General features: G+C 69.9%; 13 protein-coding genes. 11 read left to right on the top strand and 2 right to left on the bottom strand.

Translation table 11 applies throughout. The features are described from left to right. Positions 1–192 precede the first annotated feature (192 nt). The 7 genes from RS82_RS16380 to RS82_RS16350 all read left to right on the top strand — a co-directional run bounded on the left by RS82_RS16380 (position 193) and on the right by RS82_RS16350 (position 7,047). A complete protein-coding gene (locus tag RS82_RS16380) occupies positions 193–1,398 on the top strand; it encodes an ABC transporter ATP-binding protein (protein ID WP_045301372.1) in 1,206 nt (401 codons plus the stop codon). Between the two features lie 110 nt (positions 1,399–1,508). Further along, complete coding sequence (locus RS82_RS16375) at positions 1,509–2,693, top strand: ABC transporter substrate-binding protein (RefSeq protein WP_045301370.1); 1,185 nt, start codon at positions 1,509–1,511, stop codon at positions 2,691–2,693. After that, entirely contained in the window at positions 2,686–3,636 is a 951-nt protein-coding gene (locus RS82_RS16370) for an ABC transporter permease (protein WP_045301368.1), read from the top strand. The genes RS82_RS16375 and RS82_RS16370 overlap by 8 nt, the downstream gene beginning before the upstream one ends. Continuing rightward, positions 3,633–4,580: an ABC transporter permease gene (locus RS82_RS16365; protein WP_342666943.1), complete on the top strand. Its 948-nt coding sequence runs from the start codon at positions 3,633–3,635 to the stop codon at positions 4,578–4,580. The genes RS82_RS16370 and RS82_RS16365 overlap by 4 nt, the downstream gene beginning before the upstream one ends. Before the next feature lie 28 nt (positions 4,581–4,608). Continuing rightward, positions 4,609–5,166, top strand: coding sequence for a cysteine hydrolase family protein (locus RS82_RS16360; protein WP_045301366.1), 558 nt, complete (start codon positions 4,609–4,611; stop codon positions 5,164–5,166). Between the two features lie 112 nt (positions 5,167–5,278). Next, positions 5,279–6,709 carry an NAD(P)/FAD-dependent oxidoreductase gene (locus RS82_RS16355; protein ID WP_045301364.1) on the top strand — a complete coding sequence of 477 codons (1,431 nt, stop codon included), beginning with the start codon at positions 5,279–5,281 and terminating at the stop codon, positions 6,707–6,709. Beyond that, positions 6,706–7,047: a cupin domain-containing protein gene (locus RS82_RS16350; protein WP_045301362.1), complete on the top strand. Its 342-nt coding sequence runs from the start codon at positions 6,706–6,708 to the stop codon at positions 7,045–7,047. The genes RS82_RS16355 and RS82_RS16350 overlap by 4 nt, the downstream gene beginning before the upstream one ends. 8 nt (positions 7,048–7,055) lie before the next feature. Here RS82_RS16350 and RS82_RS16345 read toward each other — a convergent pair whose 3' ends face one another. Next, complete coding sequence (locus tag RS82_RS16345) at positions 7,056–7,406, bottom strand: DUF2695 domain-containing protein (RefSeq protein WP_045301360.1); 351 nt, start codon at positions 7,404–7,406, stop codon at positions 7,056–7,058. Positions 7,407–7,473: 67 nt separating this feature from the next. Between RS82_RS16345 and RS82_RS16340 the strand changes: the two genes are divergently transcribed. After that, positions 7,474–7,698 (top strand): FitA-like ribbon-helix-helix domain-containing protein, encoded by a 225-nt coding sequence (locus RS82_RS16340; protein ID WP_045301358.1) that lies wholly within the window; start codon positions 7,474–7,476, stop codon positions 7,696–7,698. After that, a complete protein-coding gene (locus tag RS82_RS16335; RefSeq protein WP_045301356.1) occupies positions 7,695–8,108 on the top strand; it encodes a type II toxin-antitoxin system VapC family toxin in 414 nt (137 codons plus the stop codon). Before RS82_RS16340 ends, RS82_RS16335 begins: the two co-directional genes overlap by 4 nt. Positions 8,109–8,113: 5 nt before the next feature. On the opposite strand, the gene RS82_RS16330 is transcribed toward RS82_RS16335, so the two are convergent. Then, entirely contained in the window at positions 8,114–9,697 is a 1,584-nt protein-coding gene (locus tag RS82_RS16330; RefSeq protein WP_045301670.1) for a PucR family transcriptional regulator, read from the bottom strand. 168 nt (positions 9,698–9,865) lie between these two features. Here RS82_RS16330 and RS82_RS16325 point away from each other — a divergent pair, with 168 nt between their 5' ends. Both RS82_RS16325 and RS82_RS16320 read left to right on the top strand, forming a co-directional pair. Further along, positions 9,866–11,425 (top strand): CoA-acylating methylmalonate-semialdehyde dehydrogenase, encoded by a 1,560-nt coding sequence (locus RS82_RS16325; protein ID WP_045301354.1) that lies wholly within the window; start codon positions 9,866–9,868, stop codon positions 11,423–11,425. Between the two features lie 28 nt (positions 11,426–11,453). Continuing rightward, positions 11,454–12,863, top strand: coding sequence for an aspartate aminotransferase family protein (locus tag RS82_RS16320; RefSeq protein ID WP_045301353.1), 1,410 nt, complete (start codon positions 11,454–11,456; stop codon positions 12,861–12,863). Positions 12,864–12,994: the final 131 nt, after the last annotated feature.

Here is a 12,994-nt window from a genome sequence, read left to right as displayed (position 1 = left end):
AAACGCCGCGGTTTCCTGACCGTTACACAAGCCCGGACGATCTGTCCCACCGGACCTCAGCACCGGCCCGGATCGTCCGGTTCGGCCGCGGTTCCGTTGCGGGCGTCTACGTCGCCATATTGAATACCCCCACACCCGATAGGCCGTGCATCGTCGCGTGGCCCGCACCAGAAGGACCCTCACGAGGTGACGATGTCCACAGGCACGGCGACCGCAGCACAGGCTTCGGCGGAGCAGGTTCCCCCCGACGGCGACGGCGCACGCGGGGCCGTCACTCTGGCGGGGATCACCAAGTACTACGGCGGGCAGCTCGCGGTCGACGACCTGTCGCTCGAGATCCAGCCGGGCGAGTTCATCTCACTGCTCGGGCCGTCGGGCTGCGGCAAGACGACCACGCTGCGGATGATCGCGGGATTCGAACACCCCGATGCCGGTGACATCCGCATCTCCGGGCGCTCGGTGCTCGCCGCGCCCCCGTACAAGCGCGACGTCAACACGGTCTTCCAGGCCTACGCCCTTTTCCCGCACCTGTCGGTCGCGGAGAACGTCGCGTACGGGCTGCAGCAGCGACGCACTCCGAAGAGCGAGGTGCGCGAGCGCGTCACCCAGGCGCTCGACATGGTGCAGATGCGGCGGTTCGGCGACCGCAAGCCGACGCAGCTGTCGGGCGGGCAGCAGCAGCGGATCGCGCTGGCCCGTGCACTGGTGAACCGGCCCGCGGTGCTTCTGCTCGACGAGCCGCTGGGAGCGCTGGACCGTCAGCTGCGTGAGGAGATGCAGCTCGAGCTGAAGCTGCTGCAGTCCCGCCTGGGGATCACCTTCGTCTTCGTCACGCATGACCAGGGCGAGGCCCTTTCGATGAGCGACCGCATCGCGATCATGCGCGCCGGCCGCATCGAGCAGCTCGCCGACGCCGACACCGTGTACGCGCGACCGGCCTCGGCGTACGTCGCCGCGTTCGTCGGGCAGCAGAACTTCTTCCGCGGACCGGCCGCGGAGGCAGGGGCGGCGATCGCCTCGCCGCACGCGCTCGTGCGCGCCGCGTCACCGGTGCTCACGACCACGAACCTCGGCGAGGCCGCGGTGCGGCCCGAGTTCATCCGCATCGAGAAGGCGCCCTCGGCGGGCTCGGCGACCGCAGGCCCGGGCTCTGCGGACGCCAACACCGCGCGAGGCGAGCTGATCGGCCTGTCGCACCTCGGCGACACGATGCAGTACCTGGTGCAGCTCGGCGCCGATCAGAGCCTCATCGTCCGGCGGCCGACCCCGGATGCCCCGGCCCTCGCGATCGGCGACCCCGTCGTCTGCACGTGGGCGGCGCATCACGTGCTGCTGTTCCCCGCCGCCGACGACGACGCGGCGCAGCAGGGCGGCTACATCGCACCGCCGACCGCCTGACCCGCACGACTCGACCGTTCCCGACACACCACCGCTCGACCTGCACGCCCGTCGCACGCCTGTAGCCGCAGCATCCGTCTCGGCTCCCGACCCGAATCCAGGAGTACCCGATGACCCAGCCTCGTACGCCGCTGCGCATCCTCGCCCCCGAGGGCGCGGCGCCTCTCATCGCGCGCGAGCTGTCGCGCCGGCGCTTCCTGAGCCTCGCCGCACTCGCCGGCGGTGCCACGGTGCTGGCGGCCTGCTCCCCCGGCGGCAGCGGAGCGCCGGCCCCCCAGGCGACCGGCGGAGCACTCGAGGACAGCCTGTCGGTGTACACCTGGGCCGAGTACGACGCACCCGAGGTCGTCGAGGCGTTCAGCGCCGAGCTCGGGCCGAAGGTCACGCTCGACTCGTACGGATCCAATGAGGAGCTGATCGCCAAGCTCGTCGCGGCGAAGGGCACATCGGGGTACGACATCGTGGTGCCCACGGGCGTCTTCATCCCGCAGATGATCGAGCAGGGACTGCTGCAGAAGCTCAACAAGGACCTGCTTCCCAACATCTCGAACATGGACCCCGCCTTCCTCGGCCGCGCGTGGGATCCGGGCAACGACTACTCGATCTGCAAGGCGTGGGGAACGACGGGCTACGTCTACGACAAGACCGTGATCACCCGCGAACTGACGACGTGGGCCGACTACTTCGACGCCGCGCAGAACGAGGCCAGCGGGAAGACCGCGATGTCGGACGATCCTGCCGGCGTCGTCGGATCCTACTTCTGGGCCAACGACGTGGACTGGAACACCGAGGACCCCGACGAGCTCGAGGCGGCGCGCGCCTTCCTGGTCGACAAGATCGCCCCCCACGTCGCGGCGTTCGACTCCTCGGCCGGCGCCAACACGATCCCGCAGGGCACTCACGCCCTGCTCATGGCGTGGAACGGCGACGCGCGGCTCGGCATCCAGGAGTCGTCCGAGCCCGACCGCTGGCAGTGGGTGCTGCCCGGCCCGCAGACGGAGCTGTGGATGGACAACTGGGCGATCGCGACCGGAGCAGCCCACCCCGAGGCGGCCCACGCCTTCATCAACTTCGCGATGGCCCCCGAGAACCAGATGCTGAACCTCGAGTGGGTCGGCTACAACGTCGGCGGCAAGGACATGCAGGGGGCGGCCGAGGAGGCCGAGGTCGAGCGTCTCGACATGATCTTCTTCACCCCCGAGCAGCTCGAGAGCATGCACGAGCAGGTGCTCAACGACTCGCTGAGCACTCGCGTGGAGATCTACAACGAGGTGAAGGCTGCCGCCGGTGCGTAATCGCGCCACCGGTGCGGTGGGGCCCGCCCTCGCGGTCCCCGCCTGGGCGTGGCTGCTCCTCTTCTTCGTGGCGCCGGTCGCCATGGTCGTGTGGTTCAGCTTCGGCTACAAGCCCGGCGTCTTCGGCACCCACGCCAATGACGTCCTGTCGTTCGACCGGTACGTCGAGGCCATCTCGCCGACGTTCTTCGCGACCTTCCAGAACACGCTGTGGGTGGGGATCATCGGCACGGTGCTCTGCTTCGCGATCGGGGCGCCGGTGGCGTACTGGATGGCTTTCAAGGTCAAGCCGCAGCGTCGCGGCATCCTGATCGCCCTCGTCCTCGTCCCGTTCTGGACGAACTTCCTCGTCCGGACGATCGGCTGGCAGGTGATCCTCGCTCCGGAGGGGTGGCTGTCGACTGCGCTTCAGGCCATCGGCGTGCTCGACGGACCGCTCGAGATCCTCTACACGCGCGCGGCCGTGATCATCGGCGTGGTCTACAACTACCTGCCGCTGATGATCCTGCCGCTGTTCGTGGCGTTCGACCGCGTGGGGCCGGCGCTGCGCGAGGCCTCGAAGGACCTCGGCGCCGGCAAGATCGTGACGTTCTTCCGCGTCACCCTGCCGCTGTCGCAGCCGGGCATCATCGCGGGCGTGCTGCTCGTCTTCATCCCGCTGATGGGCGATTACATCACCGCCACGGTGCTGGGCGGCGCGAAGGGCAACATGGTGGGTCAGCTCGTCGCCGGACAGTTCCAGACCGCTCAGAACTGGGCTCTGGGATCGGCGATGGCGGTGCTGCTCATGCTTCTGATCCTGGTGGCGATCGGGGTGTGCGCCGCGATCATCTGGCTCGTCGCATTGCCGTTCCGCTCCCGCAGCCGGCTGGTTCTCGGGCCGGTTCCCGAGACCGCGAGGACGGATGCTGCCCCCGCCGCGATCCTGGAGGCCACGACGTGACCACGCAGACCGAGACCGAGACGATCCTCCAGGCGGAGGCCCAGGAGGCCCGGGCGGCCCGGGCGGCCCGGGCGGCCCGCGGCGGCGCCGGGCCGCGCCGGCGCCGCCGCAGGTCGTGGTCGGACGCCGCCTTCGGCGTCTGGGGCCTTCTCGTGATGCTGTTCCTGTTCCTGCCGATCATCGTGATCGTCGTCCACTCGTTCAACACCGGCCGCCTGCTGGCGGTGTGGGACGGGTTCGGCTTCGACGCCTTCACGTCGATCCTGGTGAAGCCGGCGATCCAGAGCGCCGTGCGCGTATCGCTCGTCACGGCGCTGATCGCGGCGATCATCGCGACCGTCCTGGGCACCCTGGCCGGGATCGCGATGGCGCGGCACCCGGGCAGGTGGGTGTGGTGGTTCCTGGGGCTCCTCCTGCTGGTGTCGGTCACGCCGGAGATCGTGGACGCCGTGGCGCTGCTGCCCTTCATGGTCTTCCTCGGCCAGGACCTCGGCCTCTCGATGTTCAACGACGGGATCGTGCGCCTGTCGGTCGGTTCGTCGCTGTTCGCGACCGCGGTCGTGTCGTACATCGTGCGCGCCCGGCTGGTGGGGCAGGACGCGCAGCTGGAGGAGGCATCCGCCGATCTCTACGCCACGCCCTTCACGACGTTCCGCCGGATCACCCTCGCGCTGGCAATGCCCGCGGTGCTCGCCGGCTTCCTGCTGGCTTTCACGCTGAGTCTCGACAACACGATCGTGGCGGCGTTCGTGCAGGTGTCGGGCACGACGCCGTGGCCCGTGTACGTGCTCAGCGCACTGCGGACCGGCCTGCGTCCCGAGATCGCGGCAGTGTCGACGATCATGCTGCTGCTGACCCTCGTCGCGCTGGGCCTGGTGGCGCTCGTGCTCAAGCGCGCGGGCGACTCCGCGACGCAGATCGCGCGAACGATGACGGGCGGCTGATGCGGATGTGCGACCCTATGCTGTTGCGGTGACGCGACTCCTGCTCCTCATCGACATCCAGCGTGACTACTTCCCCGGCGGGCGGCACCCGCTCGTCGACCCGGACTCCGCCGCCGATGCCGCCGCGCGACTCCTCGCCGGATTCCGCACGTCGGGTGAGCGGGTCGTGCACGTGCAGCACGTGTGGGACGCACCGGATGCCGCGTTCTTCGCCCCCGCGACCCCCGGCGTGGAGTTCGATCCGCGGGTCGCACCCGACGGCGAGGAGCACGTCATCGTCAAGCACCAGCCGAACGCGTTCCTCGGCACGGGGCTCGAGTCGCTGCTGCGCGCAGCGGACGCCGACGAGATCGTCGTCGCGGGCATGATGTCGAGCATGTGCGTGGACGCCACCGTGCGCGCGGCGTCCGACTTCGGTTTCAACGTCGCCGTCGCACAGGACGCGTGCGCCGCGCCCGACCTCGCCTACGACGGCCGCACGGTGCCAGGCGCCCAGGTGCACCTCGCCTTCATGGCGGCGCTCGACGGCACGTACGCCCGGGTCGCCGACGTCGACGCGCTCGTCGGGGAGCTCGTCGCCGGCTGAGGCCGCGACAACCTGTCCGAGCCTCCCGACAACTTCCGACACGCCAGGCCCGCATCGACCCGGCCGACGGGCGAGGATGGGAGCACCACACACCGCATCGGAGTTGATAACCGTGGGCACGACCGTCTTCGAACGACAGCGGCCGGCAGCATCCGTCGTCCAGCACTCCCTCGCCGACACGAAGCACTCGGTGTTCTGGCGCGACGACCTTCCGGCGAGCCTCCTTCCCGACCGGCCGGCGCTCGTCGGCACGCACCGCGCCGACCTCGTCGTCGTGGGCGGCGGATACACGGGCCTGTGGACAGCGCTCCTCGCCACCGAGCGCGACCCCGACGCGAAGGTCGTGATCGTCGAGGCGCAGCGTGTCGGCTGGGCGGCGTCGGGCCGCAACGGCGGCTTCTGCGAGGCCAGCCTCACCCACGGCCACGAGAACGGCATGGCCCGCTGGCCGAAGGAGATGCCGACGCTCGACCGGCTCGGGCACGAGAACCTCGATGCGATCGAGGCGTCCGAGGCCCGCTTCGGCATGGACTTCCAGTTCGAGCGCACCGGGCAGCTCGCCCCGGCGATCGAGCCGCACCAGGTGGAGTGGCTGAAGGAGTGGGCCGCCGAGGGCGAAGAGGGCGTGGTCTATCTCGACTGGGCCGAGGCCCAGGCATCGGTCCACTCCCCCACGTACCTTGCCGCGGTCTGGGAGAAGAACGCGTGCGGCATGGTCCATCCCGCACGCATGGCCGCCGAGCTCGCTCGGGTCTGCGAAGAACGCGGCGTCGTGATCTTCGAGCGCTCCCACGTCAGCGGCCTCGACACCAGTGGACCGGGCGTGGTCGTGACGACCCCCGAGGGCCGGGTCGAGGCATCCCGTGCCGCGCTCGGCACCAATGTGTTCCCGTCGCTCATCAAGCGCAACCGGCTCATGACGGTCCCCGTGTACGACTACGTGCTCATGACGGAGCCCCTGACCGACGCCCAGCTCACATCGATCGGCTGGCAGGACCGCCAGGGCATCGGCGACATGGCGAACCAGTTCCACTACTACCGGATCACCAAGGACAACCGGATCCTGTTCGGCGGCTACGACGCGATCTACCGGTACGGCCGCAAGATGAATCCCGAGCACGAGAACCGGCCCGAGACCTGGGCCAAGCTCGCAAGCCACTTCTTCACCACGTTCCCGCAGCTCGAGGGGCTGCGCTTCACGCACCAGTGGGCCGGCGCGATCGACACCTCGACCCAGTTCACGGCGTTCTTCGGCACCGCCCGCGACCGCCGCGTGGCGTATGCCGCCGGCTTCACGGGGCTCGGCGTCGGATCGACCCGCTTCGCCGGCGACGTCATGCTCGACCTGCTCGACGGCGTGAAGAACGAACGCACCCAGCTCGAGATGGTGCGAAAGCGCCCGCTCCCGTTCCCGCCCGAGCCCGCCGCGTCGATGGGCATCAACGCCACCCGCTGGTCACTGGATCGTGCCGACCACAACAAGGGCAAGCGCAACCTGCTGCTGAAGACGCTCGACGCGCTCGGCCTGGGGTTCGACTCATGAACCCCGCGGTCGTGACGGATGCCGCCTCCCTCGAGCTCGACCTCGCGCCCCTGCCCGCCGACCAGGTGGTGCAGGGCTCCCCTGCCACGGGGTTCGCCGAACTCGGCGGGTTCGGGGGGACCGAGCTCGGCGTGTGGGAGCACACGCCGGGCGCGTCGACCGACGTCGAGGCCGACGAGGTCTTCGTCGTGCTGTCCGGCTCGGCCACCGTGGCGTTCGACGACCCGACCCTCGAGCCGATCGAGCTCCGACCGGGGTCGATCGCGCGTCTGACAGCAGGCATGCGCACGGTGTGGACGGTGCGCGAGACGCTCCGCAAGGTCTACATCGCGGGCTGACTCCGGGCTCACCACCGATCCCCGCGTCTGCGGCGCAGCCAGAGGTCGCACGGCTTCGTGGACCCGCGCCTCGCGCCGCGGCATGGTCTCACCTCGTCGGTCTTCGACCAGTAGACGTTCATCAGCACCTCGCAATCGCAGAAGCCGCCGCCGCTCTCGAGGCGCCCCTCGAGCGCAACGGCACGCGGCGCCAGTGCGTCGCGGTAGGTGCGCGCCAGGCGCAGCGAGCCGTCGCAGGCGGCGTCGCGCAGGACGCGGTCGAGATAGCACGCCAGGCATTCGCCGTCCCGCGCAGCGATGATAGCGGCGGCGAGCTCACGGACGAACGATTCGGCTTGGATGTCGATGGCTGATTCCATGGCGCGAGCATGGCTCCGGCCTCCGACATCGAAGTGCTAGCATTGCCAGCAGTCGAAGGGAGCAGCCGTGGGTGCCATCACCGTCCGCAACCTCGATGACGAGGTTCAGCAGCGCCTGAAGGAGCGAGCCGCCGCGCACGGCCGGTCGATGGAGGCGGAAGCGCGAGCGATCCTGACGAGCGCGGTGTCGCCCAGCAGCATGATCGTCGATTGGATCGACGCGGCGAGCAGTCTCGCCATCGACCTCGAACCACCCGCGCGCAGCCTCCCCCGCGAGCTCGATCTGTCGTGATCATCCTCGACACGAATGTGCTGTCCGAACCGCTGCGCTCGACGCCTGACACCGCTGTCGTGGCCTGGATGAAGTCGCGGACCGATGCCGCGATCACCGCGATCTCCGTCGCGGAGCTCCTTGTCGGAGCCCGGCGGCTTCCGGAGGGTGCGCGCCGCGAGCGACTGATCGCGGCCATCGACTCGATCCTCTCGGGGAGTCGCGTGCTGCCATTCGACGAGCGAGCCGCCCGGAGCTACGCACGCCTGCAGGAGGCTCGCCGGCTCATCGGACGCCCGCTGTGCGTGGAGGACGGGATGATCGCCGCGACCGCGGCCGTGCACGGCGCGACTCTTGCGACGCGCAACACGAAGGACTTCGAGGATCTCGGCATCGACCTCGTCGACCCCTGGGAGCCCAGGGACGCGTAGACGCGTCAGCGCCCTGCCGACCGCCGCACGAGCAGCGCCAGATGCAGCGCGGTCTGGGTCTCGCCATCGTCGAGATCCGCCCCCAGCAGCTCCTCGATGAGCGCAATGCGCTGATAGAACACCGACCGGGACAGATGGGATGCCCCTGCCGCCGCGGTGCGGTTGCCCGGGTGAGCGAGCATCGCCTCGAGGACGTCGAGCAGGTCGCCCGACCGCGAGAGGTCGTAGGCGATGAGCGGGGCCAGCATCCGCTCGCCGTGCTCGAGCACGCGATGGTCATCACGCAGCGCGGTGACCAGCTGCACGAGCGGACGATTCTCGGCGCGCCGCAGGTGCGGACCTCGCCCGGAGCGCCGTCGCCGGCCGCCCGCGAGGTCGACCGCCTCGTGCACCGAGGCGAGCGCGGCGTCGATGCCCTCGGCACCGCGCCCGACCGAGACGGTGACGCGCTCGACGTCGGCGGCATCGACGAGCGCGCGCACGAACGCGACCACGGCCGCATCGTCGAAAACGGCGTCCGACGGCAGCGACATCAGCAGCGTGGTCGCCGGCGCCACCACGCCCGCCGGCGCGGAACCTGCCAGCGCGCGCCCGCGCAGGGCGCGCGCCGCAGCATCCGCCCGCTCCACCGCGATCGGCGCGCCCGACACGACCAGACCGTAGAGCTTGGCGCCCCGCAGGGGCAGACCGGCCGCCTCGAGGCGCGCGGCGGCACCGCCGACACCGGCGAAGCGTCCGGCGAGCAGCCCGTCGACCAGGCGACGCCGGCCGATGCGCGCCCATTCGTCGGCGTCGCCGTCGGCGAGACGGCCGACGGCGAGGGCGATCGCGCCCTGCTCGAGCACCGCCGTGCGCCCGGCCGCGTGCTCGGGTCCGGGCAGCGCGATGAGATTCCCCCAGCGGATGCCTCGTGCCTCGACCGGGACGATCAGCCAATCGTCCGCTCCGGCCGAGATGCCGCGCTCTCGGCGTTGCTCGGAGCGCCTGTGCGCGGAGCGCGATCGCAGCTCCCACTCGGTGAAGAGCTCCTCCTCCATCGCGAGCGGCACCTCCGCCGCGACCACCTCGTAGCCGAGGTTCTCGAGCACGATGGGCGCGCCGAGCGTCTGGGCCAGCTGGTGGACGATGAAGTCTGCGGGCGATCCGCGCAGCACCAGAGCGGTGAAGCGCTCTCGCACCTCGTCGCGCGCACGCAGCGCGTCGGTCTGTCCGGTGATGATGCGACTGTGGACGGCCTCGGTGACCGTGACGAACTTCAGCTCCCGGTGGAGCACGACCAGGGCGAGGCCGCGTTCGCGGGCGGCCTCGACGACCACCGCGGGGACGTACCGGTAGTGCGTGCCGAGCTCGAGCACGAGGCCGGAGAGCCCTGCGTCGGCGAGCTCGCCGATGAACCGGCGGAGATCTCCCGGCTCCGACGGCCACGATGAACCGGTCGACAGCAGCATCTCTCCGCCGTCCAGCAGGCGCGCTACGCCTGCACTGTCGGAGACGTGCAGCCATCGCACGCGCGCATCGAGCGCGTCGTCGCCGACGAGCACTTCGGGAACGCCCTGCGCGACCGCTTCGAGCGCGATCACTTCGCGCACGGTCGGGAGGATCTCATCTGCGGATCGATCTGCCGGACGATCCGTGTGGATCGTCCGATCTTCGCGACGGTCGGGCACCGTGGCCGCCTCTTCTTCTCTGACAGGCTGGGACCCGTCAAGCCTAGGGGATCACCACACGATCTGTCCGACACCGAGAAGGAGCCTCCCATGAGCATTGCTGAGAGCGCCGTCGCGCCCGCGACCACCGACGCCGCCGCCGACGTCCGGGTGATCTCGCATTGGATCAACGGGGCGGAGCGGGCGTCGGGGTCGGGGCGGACGGCGCCGGTGTTCAATCCGGCGACGGGTGTGGTGTCGGCGCGGGTGGCGTTGGCGGATCAGGCGGAGATCGACGAGGCGATCGCGTCGGCGGTCGCCGGGTTCCAGGTGTGGAAGGGGTACTCGATCGCGCGTCGGCAGAGCGTGCTGTTCAGCTTCCGGGAGTTGCTGAACGCGCGTAAGCGGGAGTTGGCGGAGATCATCACGGCGGAGCACGGCAAGGTGCTCTCGGACGCGATGGGCGAGATCCTCCGCGGTCAGGAGGTCGTCGAGCTGGCGACCGGGTTCCCGCATCTGATCAAGGGCGCGTTCAGTGAGAACGCGTCGACGGGGATCGACGTGTACTCGCTCAAGCAGCCGCTGGGCGTGGTGGGGATCATCTCGCCGTTCAACTTCCCGGCGATGGTGCCGATGTGGTTCTTCCCGATCGCGATCGCCGCGGGCAACGCCGTGATCCTCAAGCCCAGCGAGAAGGACCCGTCCGCCGCGCTCTGGCTTGCCGAGCTGTGGAAGGAGGCGGGGCTGCCGGACGGGGTGTTCACGGTGCTGCAGGGCGACAAGCTGGCCGTGGACGGCCTGCTCACCTCCCCGGAGGTGCAGTCGATCTCGTTCGTCGGGTCCACCCCGATCGCGCAGTACATCTACGAGACCGCGTCGCGTCACGGCAAGCGGGTGCAGGCGCTCGGCGGCGCGAAGAACCACATGCTGGTGCTCCCGGACGCGGACCTGGACCTCGTCGCCGACCAGGCCGTCAACGCCGGGTACGGGGCTGCCGGGGAACGCTGCATGGCCATCTCGGTCGTCCTCGCCGTGGAACCGGTCGCCGACGACCTCATCGCGAAGATCCAAGACCGCATCGGCAAGCTCAAGATCGGCAACGGGGCCGGTGTGGACGGTGTCGAACCCGACATGGGACCCCTCATCACCGACGTCCACCGCGACAAGGTGTCCTCCTATGTCGACATCGCGGAGGCGGATGGCGCGAGGATCGTGGTCGACGGCCGCGGCTACACCGTGGCCGGGCTCGAGGACGGGTTCTTCTTCGGCCCCACCCTGATCGATGACATCCCCACCACCTCCCGCGCGTATCAGGAGGAGATCTTCGGACCCGTCCTCTCCGTCGTCCGGGTGAGCAGCTACGACGAGGGGCTGGAGCTGATCAACTCCGGCCAGTTCGGCAACGGCACCGCGATCTTCACCAACGACGGCGGCGCCGCCCGACGCTTCCAGAACGAGGTCGAGGTCGGCATGATCGGCATCAACGTGCCCATCCCCGTCCCCGTCGCCTACCACTCCTTCGGCGGCTGGAAGCAATCCCTGTTCGGCGACGCCAAGGCGTACGGCGTCCACGGGTTCGACTTCTTCACCCGCGAAAAGGCCATCACCAGCCGCTGGCTCGACCCCGCCAGCCACGGCGGCATCAACCTCGGCTTCCCCCAGAACCACTGACCCCCAGACTCGGATCCCAAGGACTCCCATGACCGACACGCTCGCAGACGCCGCCGTCTACACGGACCCGACCGGCGTCTCCCGCCCGCTGCCCGACCCCGAGGCCGACGCCCGCGTCCGCGCCGACGATCGCGGCCACGTGTTCCACTCGTGGAGCGCGCAGGCGCTCATCGACCCGCTCCCCATCGCCGCGGGTGAGGGGTCGACCTTCTGGGACTACAACGGCAACGCCTACCTCGACTTCAGCTCCCAGCTGGTGAACCTGAACCTCGGGCACCAGCATCCGGATCTCGTCCAGGCGATCCAGAACCAGGCGGGCCGTCTCGCGACGATCCAGCCGTCGATGGCCAACGACGTGCGAGGCGAGCTCGCCCGGCGCATCGCAGAGGTGGCGGGCGACGGCTTCGAGAAGGTCTTCTTCACGAACGGCGGCGCGGATGCGAACGAGAACGCCGTGCGCATGGCGCGCCTCGTGACCGGCCGCCGCAAGGTGCTGTCGATGTACCGCAGCTATCACGGCAACACCACCACCGCGATCTCGCTGACCGGCGACCCCCGCCGGTGGCCGAACGAGCCGGCCGACGGCTCGACCGCGAAGTTCTTCGGCCCGTACCCGTACCGCTCGGCGTTCCACTCGTCGAGCGCCGAGGAGGAGGCGCAGCGTGCGCTCGAGCACCTCGAGCAGACCATCGTGCTCGAGGGCGCCACGACGATCGCCGCGATCATCATCGAGACGATCGTCGGCACGAACGGCGTGCTCGTGCCGCCGCCGGGCTATCTCGCCGGCGTGCGCGAGCTGTGCGACCGCTACGGCATCGTCTACATCGCCGACGAGGTCATGGTGGGCTTCGGCCGCGTGGGCGAATGGTTCGCCTTCCAGGCGTTCGACGTGAAGCCCGACCTCATCACGTTCGCGAAGGGCGTGAACTCAGGCTATGTGCCTCTCGGTGGCGTCGTGATCTCCGACCGGATCGCCTCGCACTTCGACACCGTGTCCTTCCCCGGCGGGCTCACCTACTCGGGCCACCCGCTGGCGTGCGCGGCGGGCGTCGCCACGTTCGAGGTGTTCGAGCGTGACGGCATCCTCGAGCGCGTGCGCGACCTCGGATCGCGTGTGGTGGAGCCACGCCTGCGCGACCTCGCGTCGCGGCATCCGTCCGTCGGCGATGTGCGGGGAATGGGCCTCTTCTGGGCGATCGAGCTCGTCAAGGATCGCGAGACCCGCGAGCAGCTCGTGCCCTTCAACGCGAGCGGGACGGATGCTGCACCCATCGCCGCGGTCGCCGCGGCGTGCAGGCGGGAAGGGGTATGGCCCTTCACGCACTTCAACCGCGTGCACGTGGCGCCTCCGCTGGTGATCACCGAGGACGAGCTGGTGCGCGGCCTCGACGTCATCGACCGGGCCCTCTCGACCGCCGACGAGTACGTGAACCCCTGATCACCGACCCTTCCGGCCCGCGTCAACGCAGGACGCGGGGCCGCTTCGCGCCCGCCAGGCGAATCGTTCCGATGCGCGGGAATGAATCACCCCCGCCCACCGTTATTCCTGTACTCAGCACCATGTGCTGC

This window comes from Microbacterium trichothecenolyticum (assembly GCF_000956465.1).
Classification (GTDB): domain Bacteria; phylum Actinomycetota; class Actinomycetes; order Actinomycetales; family Microbacteriaceae; genus Microbacterium; species Microbacterium trichothecenolyticum.
The sequence above is the reverse complement of the archived record's forward strand: the minus strand, read 5'-3'. Positions and strand labels throughout refer to the sequence as shown.

What these genes read in the sequence shown, in the direction of transcription:
- RS82_RS16380 (WP_045301372.1), top strand. Translation starts at nt 193, where the DNA reads ATGTCCACAGGCACGGCGACCGCAGCACAGGCTTCGGCGGAGCAGGTT.
- RS82_RS16375 (WP_045301370.1), top strand. Translation starts at nt 1,509, where the DNA reads ATGACCCAGCCTCGTACGCCGCTGCGCATCCTCGCCCCCGAGGGCGCG.
- RS82_RS16350 (WP_045301362.1), top strand. Translation starts at nt 6,706, where the DNA reads ATGAACCCCGCGGTCGTGACGGATGCCGCCTCCCTCGAGCTCGACCTC.
- RS82_RS16345 (WP_045301360.1), bottom strand. Translation starts at nt 7,406, where the DNA reads ATGGAATCAGCCATCGACATCCAAGCCGAATCGTTCGTCCGTGAGCTC.
- RS82_RS16325 (WP_045301354.1), top strand. Translation starts at nt 9,866, where the DNA reads ATGAGCATTGCTGAGAGCGCCGTCGCGCCCGCGACCACCGACGCCGCC.
- RS82_RS16320 (WP_045301353.1), top strand. Translation starts at nt 11,454, where the DNA reads ATGACCGACACGCTCGCAGACGCCGCCGTCTACACGGACCCGACCGGC.